This window comes from Nocardia sp. NPDC057272, assembly GCF_042668615.1.
Classification (GTDB): Bacteria; Actinomycetota; Actinomycetes; order Mycobacteriales; family Mycobacteriaceae; genus Nocardia.
On the sequence record NZ_JBHUYK010000010.1, the window covers coordinates 131,362 to 149,565 of the forward strand.

Sequence of the window (18,204 nt, forward strand, 5' to 3'; positions counted from 1 at the left end):
CCTGATGCGCCGAGTTGGCGTCGGCCTTACCACCCGCTTGTCATATGCTGTTGACGACATATAGCATGAGGTCATGGGTGAACTGTTCACCATCGAGATCGAGCCCGAAGTGCGCGACTGGCTACAAGCACTACCAGCCAAGCACTTCCTCAAGGTCGACGAATACGTTGGCCTCCTCGCCGAACGCGCAGAGACCCTCGGCGAACCCTTCGCTCGATACCTCGGCGACGGAGTTCGCGAGTTACGTCCAACGTTGGACGGCGCCGCGATCCGCATCACCTACTGGCTCGCACCAGGACGTCGGGTCGTCCTGTTGACCGTGTTCCGCAAGACCAAGATGCGCGAAGACATCGAAGTCAAACGAGCGAAACTGGCACAACAAACCTGTCAGGCCGAACACGAACCCGCCCATCAAGAATTCGTCCGCACGATCGAGAGAGGAGAACTGGACCGATGAGCCACACCCGCTGGAAGTCCCTCCGAGAACGTCAACTCACCGAGGGCTACACCGAACCTGTCGACGTCGCCGAGGCCCGCCGCGAAATCCGACTCTCCATGGCGCTTGCCCAGGCCGTCTACGACCGCCGCACCGAACTCGGCCTCACCCAAACCGAACTCGGCGAACGCGCTGGTTTGACTCAAGCGAAGATCTCGCGCATCGAGGGCTCCGACACCGTCCCCACCCTGCCCCTGCTCGCGAAACTCGCCGACGCCCTCGATGCCACCCTCAACATCGCCCTCGACGCCGACGACACCCAAGTCAGCTTCACCAGCCACCATACCGACGCAGCCTAACTACTCAAGCTCGTCTCCATCGTCGGTCAGCACACCCCTTCAACCTGTATCACCGATGACCGGTCTCACCCCCCGGGGACCGACTGCCCGGGGGGTTCCCGTCAATCAGACGTGCGACCATTGTCGTCATTGTTGCCACCTGTATCGTCGGCGCGTGTATCCCCGCCGATTCATAAGTTATTGCAACTGAATCCGCACCCTGCGATATGTATCCGCGGTGGCGTCCTCAAGGGCGGTAGTGACCTTAGAGCTGTTTTCGTTGATCCCGCCCGCAAGCGAGAGCTGCATTGGCGGATTAGGGTCTTTGATCGTCCGCTTTCCCAGCGTCGTCTTTCCCTGCGATGCCGTCCCGGCGGATCTCGCTCCCATCGAACGGAGGAGCATGGCCAAAAGTTGGTCAGTCGTCCGTTGAGGTTCGGGACTCCACGGCATACTGCGGTGGGCCACAGCGCCGATCGTCGCGAGCACTGCAGGCGACCCGATAACGGTCTGGACTCGGTTGGAGAAGGGGTCCGCGAAGTCTCTGAAGAGGGCTGTCGCGAATTTTGTGATGTGTTCGCGCACCATGGCGTCACTTACACCCTTAGGCAAGTTGTCTCCGGTAACGAATGATCGCAGTGTCGAGAGAGTCATCCATTCAAGGTCTTTGGCTCCAAGCTGCCGCTTGTTCGCGGAGACCAAAAGAACGAAGCGGAACGTCGCGAAATTTGCCTACCGCGGTCGATGGGCCTAGCGGTTTCCCTCGCCAGCTTCCTCGTGCTGGTCATCCTGAGCTTAGAAGGTCGTGTCAAGGTCGTTCTTTCCTTGAAACGACGAGCGAGTGAGGCCAGGCAATCGGGCCACGAGGAGGAACTACTGCACGAGGATGTCGCAGATTGACCGCCGGTCGGCTCCCTTGAAGTCGCCGCCGTCGAAGTCCCGCCTTGAGCGGGCACGGCTCGCCGAGCTGACAGAACGCGTCGCACAGCGTCGCGAAGGATGGTGCTCATCGAAAACGTGGTGTTTCCGTGTTGCCCTTCTGGCGGGAGCTTCGAATGGCAACAAACTACCAGGTCAGGCATGGCTTCTTCGGCGGCGCCGGACTCGACCCCGAAACACGATGCTACTTGGGGTAGAGTCCAGCAAAAGGCCAGGTGAGAGCCTTGCGCCCTTAATGCAGCACAAAAAGAGATCCCAACACGTGCGAATATTCGCAGGTCAGAACCTCTTTTTTACTGCTCCCCCATCTGGACTCGAACCAGAAACCTGCCGTTTGAATTCTGTTGCACCCCAACCGATCCCGCTACTTCCCGCTGAATCCGTGTTGTTTCCGTGTTGTGGGGTCAAGTCGGGGGTAGCGCCGCTGCAACCGCCGGGGGCACCCTCCGCCGCCCCTGCGTGTCAGGGTGAGGTGAATCCACCGGCACTCAGCAAATGCGGGCCGACGCCGGGGCGCGATCGGACCTACGTCTCCACACTCACGTGGCGCAGAGGCTGTTCCGCGGGGAAGCGCTCGAAGCGCTCGGGCGCGATGACGGCGGCGTGCAGTATCGTGGCGCAACCCCATCGAGCCGCCGATGCAGTCGACGGGACCTTCGGCATCGACCTCGTCGAGCACTGCCAGCAGATCACCGGCCAGAGCGGGCCAAGGTGTAGTCCGCTGCCTGCGGCCAGCCGGTCGATCGACCGTGACCGCGTGCGTCGTACCGGCACCACGATGTGGACCGTCGGAGAGACCTCATCGAGGGGCGACCTAACGAGAAGGCCGAATCACCGACCGCAATGCCTGACCAGTCACACAAAAACTTGCCGACTGACTCATAGGTGTTCACCATCAACGTCAATCTTTGGTAATACGTTCAGCTCCTCCAGTACCCGCTGATAATCATCTATATAAAACATATTCATATTGTCTTTTGGGTCCCCGAACAATGCCAGCAGCTCGGCCAAGGCGTCACGTTCGGCCGGGCTGACCAAAATTTTACGCTTCACAAGAGTGGCACACAGATTGTCGACCAACAAGGTCCACTCGCCGACGTCGCTGAAAGATCGGTAATCAGCCAGCACTTCGGGCTCAAGGCGGTCCGCGAACCGTTCAAGAAGTTCCCGGGAGCCATTGCTCAGCTTCGCGAATCTGGCCAACTGTTCCGGAGTGAACTGTCGCCTCTTGCGCTTAGCGCTGGGCCGGTCATCAGAATCCATCTGTGTCACCTAACTCTTATTTGATCGGGACGCCATTTGCGTAGTTCCTATAGACGCCGGGACCGCTTACCGGATGGCCCGTCACAATATTACCGGATGAGTCCACGATGGCCGTAATTAGAACACCATCCCGCGTGCCGGTGACTTTCCAGGTTCCATGATCCTGGAGCACCGGAGGTTGATCGGGATTCTTAGCGACGTCCTGGATGCTGTTGATGATGTGGTCATCGGTCCATAGCGGGATGTCTGGGAATTCAGTCTTACCTGGCATCCTGGTGCCGGGAGCGTGCCCACCGGTTCCGTCGTCGCCGCCGTCAAGGATATGAATCCTCCGGAGCTGGGATATAGAAATACTGGTGGGAACAGGCCCCGATACCAACTCCATTGGGCTCCGAGGCCATTGGTGGGCACTTCGCGACACTTCTCAGTCGTCTCAACTCCCCGGACTTGCCGGAACCGCCCGCTCTGAAAGACCTCGCCGACGTGATCGAGATGCGAATGGGCTGGGCCAGAGAACGTTTCGACGATCCGCGGTTCACGGACGCAATTCAGCGCATCGACGCCAACCGACACCTCACGGACTCACAGGTGGTGACCGACAAACTCCTGAGCACCACCGAACGGCCCCGAGTCCTCCACGCGGATCTGCAGGCCAAGAATATTTTGCAAGGACCTGACCTTTGGTACACGATCGACCCCCTGGGTGCTGTCGGCGATGTCAACGCCGAAGCTGCACTGTGGGTGGCTATTCAGGATGGACCGCGCACGATTGCTGAGCGGCTCGACGATCTGGCCAAACACCCCCTGCTGACGCCGAATCGACTGTTGGCCTGGACCTATGTCCTCGCGGTTGCCGAGTATCGGCCGTATCTGCCGGCTTCAGGGGAGCGAATAGAGCACTTCATACGTGTCGTGAATCGTGGAATCATCGACTCGATTTGATGGCTCAATACCCTAAGTCGCTACAGACCAGGTGTTTTGCTTCCCGTCAGTGACGTGCTCAATGTGCTACTCCCGCGAGACCCTTGGGCGCAACACGTATCAGCAGTCGGTATGAACGAATATCCGTCTCGCCTTGTCGCCGCTGTCGTGGATGACTACGTATCGTCTCGGATCCCGGTAACCCTCGACCGATTGCTCGTTTGCGGCGGCGGTCATCAGCAGGTCGTTCATTCCCGTTGCAGTCCAGTCGGACTTCCACGACGAGGGTACGCCGGGAGCGAACTCCGCGAATCCGGATCGGTGCTTGAACTCGCTCACTGATTCGATGGGAATGTCGACCACGGCTACGGAGGTCGACTCTCTGAATTGGGAGTCATGCTGGTACCACACGACATCCGCGCCCTCCGGGAACGATAGGTTTGCACACGCCGACAGGTGGCTCAGCTTGTATTCCTGGTCGGTGGAGCATCCCCCGATCCCGGTAGCAATTGCGCAGGCTGCGATATACAGAGCGACCGTCTCTCCGTGAAGATATTTCACAGCTTCTTGACCCGTCTGAACTCAAATTCGGGCTCGCCGTGGACGCGGAAACTCCGCGCCCAACCAACTTCTGCGAGGTGGCGCATCTCGTTGTTCACGACACCGAAAGTACTCGGCAGGCGCCGATTTCGCTGGCGACCTGGCCTCGCAGATCGGCAGCGCGCAAGGCCCGATTCGGCAACGACATCGCTCAATTGCCCTCGCTGCTCGCGGTCGGGGACGTCGCCGGAGCGCATCGGATTGCCTGTGAACCCAATACGCTGTTCAACCCGTTGGTGAGTTGCGCCGACAAGGTCGACTTCCACTTTCTTATTTTGCGGACCAGATGGCAAGCTCTCCGCCTGGCAGGCAAATAACGCGATATCCGCTCAGTCCCACGATTCCCCAAGCTTCATAGTGTTCGTCAACAGGAACTTTGAGCACTGCACCAGAACTCAATTCAATACTTAAACCGTCTACTTCGCTGGCGATGGCTCGTGTGATTTTCGACCCAACAGTGGATTCTAGTTCATTGCATATGTCGGCGTAGTTATTGGATGGTGCACTCACCAGTCTCCCATCTGCTGTGTGGATGGAGAGTTCACCCTCTACCTGTAGTTCAAATTCAATCGGCGAACCGATTCTAATTGTTGCTGTGAAGCCTAACTCGACTTCTGAGATTGACTGTCCAATGATTTCCAATTGCAGTTCCATAATCACCAGCCTGGAGGTTTCGGGTATGTGCCATCGGGATTCTTGGGTATATGTGTATCTGCGTTGCTACCGGGCTTTCCGTCCAGCTTCAAAGGTTGACCATGCTCGTTGTAAAACCGTACATATCCGTTTGGGTAGTCTGTAGTCGGCAGAGCGTCGCGGAATGTATTTTGATTGAAACTCGATCCCGGCTTCTGCCACACCCAACCTTTCCCGTTATCTGCAAGCCGCGCCTCCCAGTCGTCAGGAACATGACTCGGGCGCTTGGGGGTGCCTAGCTTGACTGCGCGCTTGGCGAGGTCGATAATACGTTGCAGTTTACCACGAATAGTTGTTGGTGGGTTCTTTACCTTAATTGCTCGCAGCAGCTTGAAGGTGGCGTAAATTCCCTTTAGTTTCTCGGCGTAGGCCTTTACTTTGTCGTATATCTTTTTTGCTCGATATGCCGCAACGGCGACAGCGCCGTACCCTGCAGACAATGCGCCAGCAACCACCGATATGATTACACCCTCGACAACATATTCGGCGATGTCAGCGGCGAGGTCCTGAAGGAGTTTCGTTATCTGCTTGCGCATATCGTCGATAGCGGTCTTTTGATCGCGACACGATTGTGCTATTTCCGCGAACAGTCCAAGGATGTCCTCGGCTGCGGTTTTCATTTCCCGCAAGTCCTCGTCAATGAACGAAGCATCCTGTGCGGTAATAGCTTCGAAACATTTGGCCTGGGCTTCGATCCTGGTTGGTAGGTTCGACGCTTTACCCTTGGCTGCGAGGGTTTCCCATGTTGTTGCGGCCGCTAGCAATTTGTCGGGGTCGCCATCTGGGATGGTAACTCCAGCCTCCTTGGCGAGGTCGAAACCGTCGTCAATGAGGCCGTTTCCTGGACCTCCGGCCGACGGTGGCGGTACTGGGCATGTACTCCAGGCTGGCGGGAAAGGTGACGGTTGGATTGGTTCGGGTCGACCGGTGCCTTTGGCGTAGTCGGCGAGCGCATAGTTGTATCCGGCTTGCTGCAAGATACCTGCGTAATTGTCGAGCGCCCGAATCATTGAACTTGCGAGATTGTATGCTTCAGTGGACAGCTCGTCGTATGAGGCTGCCCATTCCTTACACTCCCCGACACTGCCCCCCATCTCCCGGGAATTGCTCAGTGCCGCCATTTGGGCTTGAAAGTCGGCGTGGAAGTCCACGGCGGCGCTATGGAGATTGGATGCGGAGGTGGCGTATACGATTGGGTCGACATTTAAGGTAGTCACGCGAAATATATCCTCGGTAAGGCTCTAAACATCGAAGCGGCAAGTAGATAGTAGGTTGCTATTTATGGCAGCAATTCTCAATTCGGCTGTCAAAATCTCGGAAGCGCGAACGGTGCGTGAGCTGAGAACGCTGTATATCGCCGGGGCTTACGATCGCCCTAGCATTCCTAAATTCGCGGCGAGAGCGGCGGAGTAGCGGTCATGGGCTGCTTGTGCTGCTTGGCGCATAGTTTCAATTCCCTCGGCGACATCTGTTGCGCCGGAATGCCATTCACGGTAGGCCTCCGCTTGCGCATCGGCTGCTGCACCGCTCCAGTTCTGCTGGACCGCGTTGATGCGCTGCTGAAGTCCATCGAGACTGTCGGTTAGGAATCCTACAAAACCTGACACGCGGGTGACGATCTGCTCGAGGTCGGCGAGGTCGGCGCGGAAGGGCTGAGAATTGTCGACCATCAGAACTCCGGTAGGTCGAGAGACCCGGACAACGTAATGGTGTTACTCGCCCAAATCTGGTCTTGATTGTCCAGCGTCTTGCTGGTGACACCGAGAAGTTCGGCCATGTCGGACAGGGCGTCGAGAATGGTGTCGGCACCGTACTTCGTCTCGATCCACCCTGCGGAGAAGGAGTCCGCTGAGGTGCCACGCCAAGAGCTCAGAAGAGTGGCGATGTCGGTATCCAAGGACGTCAGCCCGTTGATCAGGGATTCGGCAACCTGCTGCACGAACGTCCCGGCGTCTGCGACTTCGTCTGGCACTAACGAGAAGTCGCCGACTGATCCGCTCGATTCTGTGGCCATATATCCCCCTCTAGATGAAACCACTGGACGGTACCACGAGGTGCGCACTCGCTGGTCGGGGCGGCGATTAGCCCAGCCGATCTGTGCGGACGCGCAACGTGCGGCAGCATGCCGAGCGTGTGGCGGACCATCGGACTTCTTGACGCCGGAACCGCTGTTCCTCGTGTAGAGGCCGAGCGCCTCTGACATGTCGAATCAGTCCGCGATGTTCGGAGTCCTGTGGTGCGGGCGCGTACCCGCCAGGATTCCATCGGACATTCCGGAGGGCAGATGTTCACCACCCCAACACACACGATTTCGACTGACACACACTCGCCCGCTGCACCACTCGGTAAGACTCGAACACATCATTGCCGCACGGTCGGCGTCGTCGCCTGCATCACCGCGTTCGCGGCGACGGTGGGCATAGCGACGGCCGTTGCTGAGCCAGCGATTGGACCAGGGTGTCCACGGTGGACAGCAGTGATGGTGCCGGGTACGACCGAGACCTCTATGACGGCCGACCCGAGCCAGCTCGTAGGTCTCCTCGCTCCGATAGGTGAAGGGCTGCGCGCGCGGTTCGGTGACGATATCGACGTGCGGAGTCTTCCGTACTCGGCCGCTCCGTTGCCATATTCGGCATCGGAATCCGGTGGGGTACAAGCTCTGTCGTCGATGCTGGGTGGACTGTGCGACTCGACTCAGGTGGTGATGGCCGGGTACTCGCAAGGCGCCGACGTAGCCGGCGACCTGGCCTCGCAGATCGGCAACGGAAAGGGCCCGATTCCCGCCTCGCGGGTACTTGGCGTGGGATTGCTGTCCGATCCCAACCGAGACCCGAGCACTCCTCAACTCGGACAAGCAGTTTCCGGCCAAGGGATCGCGGGAACTCGTGACAGTTTCGCGGAATTGGAAGGCCGCGTGGTCACGAGCTGCGCTTCTGGCGATATCTACTGCTCCACCTCCCCGGAAGCCTCCCCGGCGTTGTCCGCGGTCGGGCGCGCGTTCACCGGCGAATCGACTCTCGACACCGACAACTCGAACTCGACGAACACCGAGGATGACTCCAGCAGTGGCTTGGATGCCTCGTCGGTGACACAGCAGGTCGTGATCGTGCTCGGTGGCCTGGCCAGCTTCGCGGCGAACATTCCGCAGATCGGCACCGACATCGCTCAATTGCCCTCGTTGCTTGCGGTTGGGGACGTCGCCGGAGTGCATCGGGTTGCCGGAGAGCTCAATACGCTGTTCAACCCGCTGGTGAGCCTTGCCGACAAGGTCGATTTCCACCTCGTCGCCGACGCACTGTCGCTGGCGTCAGCATTCGATGCCTCGGGGTGGACCGGGATCGCCGCCCAGATCGTGGATATTCTGGCCGACCTCGACATCAGCCGGATCGCGACTGACATCGGCACCGCACAGGAGATCGCCTGGCGTGCCTTCGAGAAGCTCGCCGTTGTCGATCTGATCGGGGCGGCCACTGAACTCACCGGTCTGATTCCGGTCGCCGCTGACCTCGCGGCCACCGCCGCATCGGCGTTGACCGGCAACAGCAGCGAGATCGCTACGCTCGCACAAGAGTTCACCGGTAGCACCGATGCGGCGACCACGACGGCTCTGGCCGATCTCGCGAGCCAGGCCGCCGAGGCTGCGCAATTTGCGACCTCGGGTGTCCACGTGAACGGCTATACCGACGGTGCTCTCGACTTGGTCGGTGATTGGCTCTCCGATCAGATTGCGAGCAGTCGGTAGGCGGATCGCCGCCGGAGGCGGTACGGCCGCAGCAGCGGCGTGCGGTCGCGAACATTCCGCACGAGGGAGAGCGCTGAAAAGTTCAGCTACACAAACGAATTGAATCCGTCCATCCGACAGAAATGAACCCGAAACGACGGGCCAACGGCAACGTTGGCCGTCGTCTCGGGTGTGCGGCGGTGGGTGTGCGGCGGTGCCGCTGTCTGCGCGGGCCGTAGTCGGTGCCGTATCCGCATCGGCCGCAGCATCGGCTCCCACCCGGTGACATGGGTGGGAGCCGATGTTGTGGCCGATGCGATCGGCCGGTGATGTGCTAGGCAGCGCGCACTGCCGTGGTGGCTGCACGGGCGATCGCGCGGACCGTGGTGGCGGGGTCGCTCACATCGTGCACGGTGACACCCTCGAGCGGGGTGTCGTATTTCAGGTCGGTGACCAGCCACAACACCGCGCACCCTGCCGCGCCGGACATGGCACCGACATGGAGGGACGAAATGACCGACACCCCAAAAGAACTCGACTTCTCGACCCGGTCGCTGGAGTCGCTTTCGCCGCGCCCAAATGTGACAGCACCAGGAGCCTGGACGCCCCGTGACACGGGCACACCGCAGTCTGGCGGTGTGAGTCAGACCGACCCCAGCAGGGACAAACGGTGGCTCACTCGTGAGCAGGCGGGCGAATACCTGGGTGTTCATCCCCGCACCCTCGCGAACTGGGCCGCCAAAGGGCATGGGCCTCGCTACTCGAAGCCGTCCGGCAACTCGTGCATGTATCGGCGCGCGGACCTGGATGCCTACCTCGAGGCCCATCTGGTGCACACCGACGAGCAGCCCGAAGCGGCGTGAGCAACCCGAACGAAGGGAACAGCAGTGCCAAGACCAGCCACCGAACTCGGCAGTTACGGCGATATCGGCACCAAGGAGCAGAAGGACCGGAAGTGGAGAGCCTGGGTCACGTTTCGTGACTACGACGGCACGGGCCGCGTCGTGGATGCACTCGGAACAACTAAGAGCAACGCCAAGGCGGCGTTGCGGAAGAAGCTCACAGCTCGGCAGAAGCAGTACAAAGGCCGTACCCGCGGCAAAGTCACCCGCGATACGCGCCTCACGGTCCTGATGGATATCTGGCTCGACGAAGTGGCACGAGATGAAGGCGTAGGCCCGCAGTCGTATGACCTGTACAAGGGTGAGATCGACGCGAGCGATCACAAGCGCGCCGACAAGGCTACGGTCAAGCTGCGTCCCGCGATCGGCAATCTTCGTGTCTGGGAAGCGGATACAGGCCGACTCGACGAACACATCCAGCAGATTGTCGCTGCCGGAATGAGGTCGAAGGCGCGGCTGCACAAGGTGATTCTGACCGGCATCATGGGGGTCGCCGTCCGATACGGAGCCCTGCCGGAGAACCCGGTGCGAGACACGTCCCGCCTGCGCAGCCGCAAGATCAAACCTCAGACGATCGAGCGGGATCGCCTGGCAGGTTTGCGTGCCCAACTTCGGGAGTGGTTGGCGGGGAAGGGGTTTCTGGGAGCGCCTGCCTACACGCACGGCCCGAAAAGGGATCGGGCGATACTCGATGTGGCCGATTTGATCCTTGGCTCAGGAGTGCGGCCAGGCGAAGCGCTGGCAGCGTCTTGGGACCAGTTCGATCTCGAGGCGGAACCGGCGACGTTCACCGTGTCGGCGACCGTTGTCAGGCTCGACGGGAAGGGGTTGTTCCGGCAAGAGTGGGCGAAGTCCGATGCCGGGCATCGAACAGTGGCACTGCCCGGGTTCACGATCCAGATGTTGAAGCGGCTACGCGACAGCCCGACCTGCGGACGGATGTGCGCGGTGAAGGCACTGCGCGAGGTGGGTGCCAGCGTGGTACAGGTCGAAGATAAGGTCGCGCTCGTCTTTCCCGGTCGGGGCGGAGTGCTGCGTGATCCGAACAACTTCAATCGGACATGGCGGAATGCCCGGGGCACGTTGTATCGGGATGTCACGCAGTACACGTTCCGGAAGGCGGTCGCGACGCTGATCGCCGAGACGTCGGATTCGAAGACCGCCGCCAAGCAGCTGGAGCACTCCCGCGAGGCGATCACCGAACGGCACTACATCGCGTCACCGGAGCAGGCCCCGGACTCATCGGCCGCGCTGGAGCTGGGGTTCGGTACGTCGGGCTGACAACGACGTTCTTGGTGGCGAATTCTTGGTGTTTTCTTGGTGATGGCCCGAAAATACGGGATAAACGAAGAAATCCCCTGACCATTTCACCTGGTCAGGGGATTTTTTATGCTCCCCCATCTGGACTCGAACCAGAAACCTGCCGCTCTAGATGCTGCGCTTCCCGATGCTGCTCAATGCTATTCGAAACAGCCCATCACCTGCGGATTTGGCGTTCAAGGTGTTCCCGTTGGATCCCGATCGATCCCGTTGGTTCCCGCTGATTCCGTGTTGTTTCCGTGTTGTGGGTCGAGTCAGGTCCTGCGACTGCGACCGTGAGCAGAGCGCGACCCTTTTCGCCACAAGTAGTGGGGGACCACACGCCAGTCCGACCCCTACCGCCAACACTTAGGTGATGTGGTTGCCGACAACCTCGTGAACGGGTGGACCGCCTGATGATCCGTGCGCCTCTGTCAAAAAGCGAGCCGCGCTCGACCTCATGACTCGTCGTCCCAACCCCGAGAAGCTTCCTCCGTGTGAGAGTCGTCCTCGGGATCTTCATCGTCGCCCTCAGCGTCCTCGTCGATCTGGGCGGCTTGCTTATCCGCGACCACGCCCCAATAGCCGAGTTTGGACTGAACCAGCGTCAACGATTTTACGATGTCGGAAGTCTCGGTCAACGGCCAGCCGCGCTGATCCATGAGTCGTCCTCCGCTGGCAGCCTCGACGTCGTCCAGGTCTTCCATCAGCTTCGCGATGTGATCAATAGTGTTGCGGACAGCATCCTGCAATTTGGTCGCCCTCATCGAGGGTGTGTCAGTGGGAAGGGCCACCGGTCGATTGATCGGACCGCCGCTCGGGAACCCTTCTATGCGCAGCCAATGATCCGTGACCGCGACGGCTGTCCCGTTGGAGCCCTCTTGGATTCCGCCTTTATCGCCCAAGGTGCTGTGAACCAGAGTGCCGCTGATGTCCACGATGCGGGGTGGATTGCCAGCGCGGCCATCGATGATCGCCTGCCGCATCAGCAGGAGTCCGCGTTCGTCTTCGAGCATGAGCTTCAGAAGTTCGTGCGGGCCGCGGGTGTCGCCTCCTTTGTTACCCATCGCGTCGCGCTTGAGCGCTTCGTATGCGGTCATGTGGTACTGGGCGAGCGCGGCGAGCTCCAGGCGATGGCGCCACGCTTCGGGGTTCGCTTGTTCGGCGTCCGGACGTCGGAGTTCGGCTCGAGCGCACTCGAAGATCTCGTCGGGTTCACGACCAGTCACATCCCATCGCCGCGAGGCGTATTCGGGAAGATGTGTGGCACGTAGATAGGCCGCGCGCATCGCTGCGGCCCGCTCACGTCCCACCGCGCCGGGCATAAGTGTGTTTGCAGCGCTGCGTGTCGGCCTCAGCGCCAGTTCGGCGATGACGTCGTGGCGGCGGGGTGCCGACACGGATCGCTTTGCGGTGACCTCCATGATCCCCTGGTCCACTAGCTTGCGCCGATCGGACCTGAGGAGACTTGCGAGGACGTAGGCGGCTTGCGCGTCGGGTTCGGTTGGCAGACCGGCTTCTTCGGCGGCCTGTGGCGTGAGAAGCCCGGCGAGGTAGTCGTGGTGTACGTCATCGAGCACCGCGGCCGAGCGAAGCACCTCCAGGACGGCCTCCGCCATTGCCTCTAGCTTCCCTGTCGGCGTCCACGGCCGCGGCGGGTCTACATGCAGCATGCCGACATATGCCGCGACGGCGCGTCCGAATCCGTGAGCGCCGCCGGGTTGCGGTGTGAATCGTAGGAAGACCCGTGTCGGAGTAATCAGGGCGTTCCGCTGGGCACGGAGCTTGCGTGCCGCGGTGGCGCCTAGGGAGGCCGGGTGCGAGGAAACTATTCCGTTCACGAACCGGCGGAAGGAGTCCCGATTCGTCGGGAAGTCGTAACAGGTCGTCTTGGGGTCATTCAGGCCCAGGGCCGCGTGTGCGCCGGTGACGCGGCTCGAACCATCCGCAGTACCTAGCAGCGGCATCGCCGGCTGGTTGTCACGGTGCCGCATCTCGAAGTACACGACCGTGACTGGCATGACGATCCCGCGAGCAGCTACGGAGTCTTTCAGTGGGTTCTTAACCAGCACGTAGTCGTAGGCGCGCTTAGCCTGTTCCAGGGCATGCTCGACACTGTCTGCCTGGATCCACAACCCGTGTGAGATCCCTTGTTCGGATCGCGGGCCGATCAACGGCCCGAGGTGTCCAGTGGCGCCGCCGGCGGGGTAGACCCGCACGTCCATCGTCCGGGTATTGGTGGGTAACGGCACCAGTCCCGGCGTGAACATGTCGATATCGATGACCTCGATCGTTCCGCCGGACACGTTTATCTTGGTCGGGTTGTTCAACGCGATTCGCAAGGCTGGGGGATCCACGACACTGTTGGCCAATGCGGAGGCGAACGTCTCCGGCAGCCCGAATTCGGTCGCGGCCTTGAACGCTCGGTGAATTGCCGCTGCCTTCGGCAGCGAAGGCAGCGGCCCATCGCCGAAACGGGACCAAACAAATTCCTCGGTTGGTTCGACGTCGTCCAGCGTGTCAACCGCGCGCCTCGCCGCCTCCGACGGATCGTCCTCCACCTTCTCGACAACGAGCTCAGAGGTATTCATTGTATTCGACTTGTCCATCAGGCCGCCCTTCGCACGATCCGTGAGCAGCACACACTGCTCACCGTCCCATCACTACGATCGGTACGGGAGCCGCAGCGCCCCACCACGTCACGGTCGGCGTCCGAAGGGACGCGTGTCGTAACGCGCCCGAGATGACACCGACGAGGACTCCAGCCACCGGGATTCGTTCGGCAGCCTCTGGCCGACGCCTTGCGGCGTCGGATCGTCGTGTTATCGACCGCAGGGCCCAGTACAGCACCCGGTAGGCCGAGAACGGGAAAAATGGTGTCGCCCAATGTCTACCAGGTTTTCCCGCCTGAGCGGATCGCGCGAGTACGTTGTGCGACAGAGACTTTCACTGGAGGTCACTCTGAAAGCCCGCGAGCGCCGACGGCGCAGCCACGCGGCGCGAAGGGCACAGTCCCGAAGCGACCGTTTCGCGTGGCCTGAGATCCGGGAAAGTCCATCAACGCACAGTATTCGGCGTGGGCGTGACCCCCTCGCTCCAATTCCGCACGCCAGTGCGGCTATGAGGAGTGAGATGGATACGAGTGAGTTCCTCGACGTAACCGCGCCCAGCGACCTGATTTGGGCGCTCGAACCGATCGCTCCGCCACCAGGCTTCGGCGCCTGCGCGGACTACCACCCTGAGAGGTTCGATTCTCGGCGGCGCCAGCAGGCCGCTTTCGACGGGGAAGCCTACGACGAAGGCGACTACGCCACCGCCCGGGCCCTTTGCCAGTGCTGCCCAATCCTCGAAATGTGTGGGCAGTACGCGGACATGAGCCGCGATCACTACAGTTTCTTGGCCGGGATCACGGCACAGGAGCGCGCAGCCAAGTGGGTGAAGCACACGGAGATCTTGAAGCGACGTGTCCAGGTCGAGCGGCTGATTGATCTCGCCGCGCCGACGTCCGTAGTCGCGGAGCTCGTAGGCCGCGACCCGAGTCTAATCCGGGGCGACCTGCGGATCATTCGACACCGGATTGACTCCGTCAACTCCATGGGCTGATCCCCTGCAGGGCGACACCCGGTGGCTCGTAACATCTTTGGCAGCCGCATGTAGGTGGGGCGGTTGCGGATACCTACGCACATCAGCGCGCAGGGACGGTCACAGGGGAGCGCCGTTGTACTTGTCGTGCGTGCGTGCTGAAATCTTCCGTATCTTCTGATCGGGCCCAGGAGAACGTGATGGCGAAGACGATCGCTTGGAGCTAGAGCTCGATCGGGGCACGAACGTCCTGGTCGGCGAGAATGACAGCGGGAAGTCTGCGATCATCGAATCTGCCTGCTAACCACTGCGGCAGACTACTACCGGGTCAGCCAAGACGACTTTCACGTCGGTCCTGGTGGCACAGTGTTCACCATCACCTGCGGCTTCACCGACCTCACCATGGAGGAGCAGGCAAATTTTCCTAGAGATCGTCACGACCGACTCAGACGGCACTGTGTTGGACCCACCGATTACGGCGCCATTGAGCCTCCTACCAGCCAGGTCCTAGTAGATTCCAGTGCGTTCGATGGTCAGCCTCCAGCTCGCTGAGATCACAGGTGAACTCCCCGGCTCTCGTCGAAACAGCGGGTCATAGCCGTCTACCTCTACGGACGGACAACCCAGAATTGGTAGTCTGCTTACCGCGACTGAGAGGTTCACCGAACTCACCGGGAGCGCGGTTCGGCACTCACCGCAGCGACGGCCTGCCGTTCGGTGTGCGCGGGCCTCGATGGACAGGATGCCAGTTCGGTGACTGGCACTGGATGTAAATGTTTGCACACGGAGGGAATGGTGTGTTCACCCGATTACGGCTGAAGAACTTCAAGGCATGGAAAGACACAGGCGACGTCGAACTGGCTCCACTGACCATCCTGTTCGGAGCCAACTCATCGGGAAAGTCGAGCCTGCATCAATTTCTGCTCATGCTTCGGCAGACCATCGAGTCGCCGGACCGTCGACGGGTCCTCCACACCGGAGGGGACCGGACACCCGTTGATCTCGGCGGGTACGCGAGCCTACTGCGCAACGGGAACATCCATGAACCCCTGTCCTTTGAACTCGACTGGAGTCGCAACCGGCCGCTGAGTGTCGACTATGGGCGGACCGGCACAAGCTTCCGCGGCACCGACATGGGATTCCGAGCAGCAGTCAGTGCGACTGCCGACTCACCGCCACGCCTGCGCGTCGATCACTACGAGTACAGCCTCACCTCCAGCGACTCCGGCGACACACTGCGGTTGGGAAGTGAGGTTGCCAGCCGAGGAGGCTACACCGTCCTGGCTGAAGGCATTGAACTCATCAGAACTATGGGGCGAAAGTGGCCGGTATCAGCTCCATCACAGTTCCACGCGTTTCCCGAAGATCTGCCGACTCGCTATCAGTTCCTCGACTTTGCCGCGGATCTCACCCTGGCCCTCGAGGAGCAACTGTTGGCTGTTAACTACCTTGGGCCGCTCCGGGAGCAACCCAGTCGGACATATCGGTGGTCCGGAGAAGAGGTTAGCCATGTCGGTTGGAGTGGAGAACACACCATCGACGCTCTTCTGGCGGGCCAAGCACGTAAGTTCAATTTCGCCTCTAAGCAGAAGACGAAGCCGCTGCAAGTGCTGGTCGCCGAATGGTTGAGAACACTCGGGGTCATCGAGAGGTTCACCGTGAGCCCGATCGGGGAAGGCCGCGACGAGTACGAAGTCCGAGTAACCACACCGGGTGGCAGTAGAGAGGTCCTGCTTACCGATGTCGGGTTCGGCGTCTCGCAGGTACTCCCGGTGATCGTGGAGGCTTTCTACTCCGCCCCAGGATCGACGGTGGTCGTCGAACAACCGGAGATTCACCTGCACCCATCGGTGCAGGCAGGGCTCGCAGACCTGTTTCTCGCCGCGATCTCGGCGCGCGAAGGCAGCAAACCACGCAACACACAGTTCATCATTGAGTCCCATTCCGAACATCTGCTGCGGCGTCTCTTGCGTCGAATCGCGGAGGAACAGGTAGATCCCGCTGATGTGCGGTGCTACACAGTGAACCCGGGCAAGCGGGGATCGACCATTGAAGCGCTCGACGTTGACGAGTACGGGACGGTGAAGAACTGGCCGAAGGATTTCTTCGGAGATCCAGCGGAAGATCTGATCGCCCAGTCGCGCAGCGCTCGAATCCGACGTCAAGGTCTGCGCGCATGACGAAAGTAGTCGACACCAACGTGCCGCTCATCACCAAGTTACCTGACGGCCATCCCACCGAACTCGTTGATGAGTGCGCAAAGATATTGGAAAATATCATCGAGAATGGGATTCCCGTCGTCACCGATGACGCGGGTGAGATGGTCGAGGAGTATTTTCACAAGCTCAGCCGCAGCGGACAGCCCACCCTGGGCGATGCTTTCGCTAGGTACGTCTTCGATAATCGGTACGGGTGGGACGAAGCGATGCGTCCCGACATCGAACCCCATACCTCGACGGAGAACAGCTACGCAGTTCTGGCTGCTGACGACGACGAAATCGACCCATCGGACCGTAAGTTCGTCGCCACAGCAAAGGTCGCCCTCGCTCCAGTCCTCCAGGCCGCCGACACCAAATGGCTCAATTGGGGTGAGGTGCTGCGCCGCCACGGCGTGATCGTCGAGTACGTCCACGAGCCGTCGATCCGGGCCGCCTATCGTGCGAAATTCGGGTACGACGCGCCGTGACCGAGTTTGTCCGTTTCCCATCGACCCCATACCTTGTCCCTCCAAGGAGCGTCCAGGTACGCGACGACAAGGTACTGGAAGAAAGCGAACGAGCTGAGTTCGTGGCAAGACCGTTGCATGTGGAAGAGAAAGTCGACGGGCAGAACCTCGGTATCTCGGTCGGTGTGGACGGGTTGCGGTTTCAAGCACGCGGCAGCTACGTCCAACCCGGCGGCCGCCACTTCCGCGGACTGTCCACATGGATCGGACCTCGCCGACGGCGACTCGCGAGCGCGCTCGGTGACGAGCTTATCCTCTTCGGAGAGTGGTGCGCAGTCACGCACACCGTCAGCTACGACCTACTGCCCGACTGGTTTCTGGTGTTCGACGTCTACGAGAAGTCGGCCGCACGATTCTGGGACCCGGACACGCGCAACGCCCTCGCCGACGACGTCGGCCTGTACACCGTCCCTTTCCTCGGTGCCGGAAACTTCACCTTGGACGAGTTAACGGGGCTGATGCGGCAGAGCCGCGTGGGGCACGAGCAGATGGAAGGTATTGTCGCTCGCTCGGAGACTTCCGACGAGCAGCAGCGGCGTGCCAAGCTGGTCCGTCCGGATTTCGTACAACACATCGAACAGCACTGGATGACGGAACAGCACACGATGAACCGCCTACGGGTCTCAGCATAGATCGAGGAGATAATGTGCAGGAGCACGACGAGCACGTTTTCGAGTCCGAGATCTACGCGTACCTGCTCCTCGGTGGCGAATCGGGAGTTGCTGCGGCGCCATCGTCCCCTGACGTCATCCCCGAACGGGCTGATTAGATCTTCAAACGCAAAC

21 protein-coding genes and 1 pseudogene are annotated in these 18,204 nt (G+C 60.6%); 12 read left to right on the forward strand and 10 right to left on the reverse strand.

Annotation, left to right across the window (positions count from 1 at the left end; genetic code table 11):
* Positions 1 to 73 precede the first annotated feature (73 nt).
* Positions 74 to 457: a type II toxin-antitoxin system RelE/ParE family toxin gene (locus ACFULV_RS16485; RefSeq protein ID WP_266298712.1), complete on the forward strand. Its 384-nt coding sequence runs from the start codon at positions 74 to 76 to the stop codon at positions 455 to 457.
* Positions 454 to 795, forward strand: coding sequence for a helix-turn-helix transcriptional regulator (locus tag ACFULV_RS16490; RefSeq protein WP_357373159.1), 342 nt, complete (start codon positions 454 to 456; stop codon positions 793 to 795). Before ACFULV_RS16485 ends, ACFULV_RS16490 begins: the two co-directional genes overlap by 4 nt.
* A 1,797-nt stretch (positions 796 to 2,592) precedes the next feature.
* Here the strand turns inward: ACFULV_RS16490 and ACFULV_RS16495 are convergent.
* Both ACFULV_RS16495 and ACFULV_RS16500 read right to left on the reverse strand, forming a co-directional pair.
* Positions 2,593 to 2,976, reverse strand: a complete 384-nt coding sequence (locus ACFULV_RS16495; protein WP_378657345.1) for a MafI family immunity protein — start codon at positions 2,974 to 2,976, stop codon at positions 2,593 to 2,595.
* A 16-nt stretch (positions 2,977 to 2,992) separates the two neighbouring features.
* The gene (locus ACFULV_RS16500; protein ID WP_378657348.1) at positions 2,993 to 3,361 is read right to left on the reverse strand and encodes an EndoU domain-containing protein; all 369 of its coding nucleotides are present in this window, start codon (positions 3,359 to 3,361) and stop codon (positions 2,993 to 2,995) included.
* 62 nt (positions 3,362 to 3,423) lie between these two features.
* Here ACFULV_RS16500 and ACFULV_RS16505 point away from each other — a divergent pair, with 62 nt between their 5' ends.
* Positions 3,424 to 3,918 carry an aminoglycoside phosphotransferase family protein gene (locus ACFULV_RS16505; protein WP_378657351.1) on the forward strand — a complete coding sequence of 165 codons (495 nt, stop codon included), beginning with the start codon at positions 3,424 to 3,426 and terminating at the stop codon, positions 3,916 to 3,918.
* Between the two features lie 99 nt (positions 3,919 to 4,017).
* On the opposite strand, the gene ACFULV_RS16510 is transcribed toward ACFULV_RS16505, so the two are convergent.
* The 6 genes from ACFULV_RS16510 to ACFULV_RS16535 all read right to left on the reverse strand — a co-directional run bounded on the left by ACFULV_RS16510 (position 4,018) and on the right by ACFULV_RS16535 (position 7,204).
* A complete protein-coding gene (locus tag ACFULV_RS16510) occupies positions 4,018 to 4,458 on the reverse strand; it encodes a hypothetical protein (RefSeq protein ID WP_378657354.1) in 441 nt (146 codons plus the stop codon).
* A complete protein-coding gene (locus tag ACFULV_RS16515) occupies positions 4,455 to 4,763 on the reverse strand; it encodes a hypothetical protein (protein ID WP_378657357.1) in 309 nt (102 codons plus the stop codon). Before ACFULV_RS16515 ends, ACFULV_RS16510 begins: the two co-directional genes overlap by 4 nt.
* Positions 4,764 to 4,767: 4 nt before the next feature.
* On the reverse strand, positions 4,768 to 5,151 hold the full coding sequence (locus ACFULV_RS16520) for a DUF6188 family protein (protein WP_378657360.1): 384 nt from the start codon (positions 5,149 to 5,151) through the stop codon (positions 4,768 to 4,770).
* Positions 5,152 to 5,153: 2 nt separating this feature from the next.
* Positions 5,154 to 6,407, reverse strand: coding sequence for a hypothetical protein (locus ACFULV_RS16525; protein ID WP_378657363.1), 1,254 nt, complete (start codon positions 6,405 to 6,407; stop codon positions 5,154 to 5,156).
* A 147-nt stretch (positions 6,408 to 6,554) separates the two neighbouring features.
* Positions 6,555 to 6,860 (reverse strand): WXG100 family type VII secretion target, encoded by a 306-nt coding sequence (locus tag ACFULV_RS16530; RefSeq protein WP_378657366.1) that lies wholly within the window; start codon positions 6,858 to 6,860, stop codon positions 6,555 to 6,557.
* The gene (locus ACFULV_RS16535) at positions 6,860 to 7,204 is read right to left on the reverse strand and encodes a WXG100 family type VII secretion target (RefSeq protein WP_378657369.1); all 345 of its coding nucleotides are present in this window, start codon (positions 7,202 to 7,204) and stop codon (positions 6,860 to 6,862) included. The genes ACFULV_RS16530 and ACFULV_RS16535 overlap by 1 nt, the downstream gene beginning before the upstream one ends.
* Positions 7,205 to 7,696: 492 nt before the next feature.
* On the opposite strand from ACFULV_RS16535, the pseudogene ACFULV_RS16540 reads away from it, so the two are divergent.
* Both ACFULV_RS16540 and ACFULV_RS16545 read left to right on the forward strand, forming a co-directional pair.
* Positions 7,697 to 8,152 (forward strand): annotated as a pseudogene (locus ACFULV_RS16540) (cutinase family protein); the annotation flags it as partial.
* A 138-nt stretch (positions 8,153 to 8,290) separates the two neighbouring features.
* The gene (locus ACFULV_RS16545; RefSeq protein WP_378657551.1) at positions 8,291 to 8,932 is read left to right on the forward strand and encodes a hypothetical protein; all 642 of its coding nucleotides are present in this window, start codon (positions 8,291 to 8,293) and stop codon (positions 8,930 to 8,932) included.
* A gap of 313 nt (positions 8,933 to 9,245) precedes the next feature.
* Here ACFULV_RS16545 and ACFULV_RS16550 read toward each other — a convergent pair whose 3' ends face one another.
* Positions 9,246 to 9,401, reverse strand: coding sequence for a hypothetical protein (locus ACFULV_RS16550; protein WP_378657372.1), 156 nt, complete (start codon positions 9,399 to 9,401; stop codon positions 9,246 to 9,248).
* 148 nt (positions 9,402 to 9,549) lie between these two features.
* Between ACFULV_RS16550 and ACFULV_RS16555 the strand changes: the two genes are divergently transcribed.
* Entirely contained in the window at positions 9,550 to 9,774 is a 225-nt protein-coding gene (locus ACFULV_RS16555; RefSeq protein WP_378657375.1) for a helix-turn-helix transcriptional regulator, read from the forward strand.
* 24 nt (positions 9,775 to 9,798) lie between these two features.
* Positions 9,799 to 11,094 carry a tyrosine recombinase XerC gene (xerC, locus tag ACFULV_RS16560; RefSeq protein ID WP_378657378.1) on the forward strand — a complete coding sequence of 432 codons (1,296 nt, stop codon included), beginning with the start codon at positions 9,799 to 9,801 and terminating at the stop codon, positions 11,092 to 11,094.
* A 476-nt stretch (positions 11,095 to 11,570) separates the two neighbouring features.
* Here xerC and ACFULV_RS16565 read toward each other — a convergent pair whose 3' ends face one another.
* The gene (locus ACFULV_RS16565) at positions 11,571 to 13,754 is read right to left on the reverse strand and encodes a hypothetical protein (RefSeq protein WP_378657381.1); all 2,184 of its coding nucleotides are present in this window, start codon (positions 13,752 to 13,754) and stop codon (positions 11,571 to 11,573) included.
* A 490-nt stretch (positions 13,755 to 14,244) separates the two neighbouring features.
* Between ACFULV_RS16565 and ACFULV_RS16570 the strand changes: the two genes are divergently transcribed.
* From ACFULV_RS16570 to ACFULV_RS16590, 5 genes are all read left to right on the forward strand, one after another.
* Positions 14,245 to 14,715, forward strand: a complete 471-nt coding sequence (locus ACFULV_RS16570) for a WhiB family transcriptional regulator (protein ID WP_378657384.1) — start codon at positions 14,245 to 14,247, stop codon at positions 14,713 to 14,715.
* A gap of 776 nt (positions 14,716 to 15,491) precedes the next feature.
* Positions 15,492 to 16,874, forward strand: a complete 1,383-nt coding sequence (locus tag ACFULV_RS16575; RefSeq protein ID WP_378657387.1) for a DUF3696 domain-containing protein — start codon at positions 15,492 to 15,494, stop codon at positions 16,872 to 16,874.
* A complete protein-coding gene (locus ACFULV_RS16580; protein WP_378657390.1) occupies positions 16,871 to 17,380 on the forward strand; it encodes a hypothetical protein in 510 nt (169 codons plus the stop codon). The genes ACFULV_RS16575 and ACFULV_RS16580 overlap by 4 nt, the downstream gene beginning before the upstream one ends.
* Positions 17,381 to 17,481: 101 nt before the next feature.
* Entirely contained in the window at positions 17,482 to 18,051 is a 570-nt protein-coding gene (locus tag ACFULV_RS16585; RefSeq protein ID WP_378657393.1) for an RNA ligase family protein, read from the forward strand.
* A gap of 14 nt (positions 18,052 to 18,065) precedes the next feature.
* Positions 18,066 to 18,188, forward strand: a complete 123-nt coding sequence (locus tag ACFULV_RS16590; RefSeq protein WP_378657396.1) for a hypothetical protein — start codon at positions 18,066 to 18,068, stop codon at positions 18,186 to 18,188.
* Positions 18,189 to 18,204 lie beyond the last annotated feature (16 nt).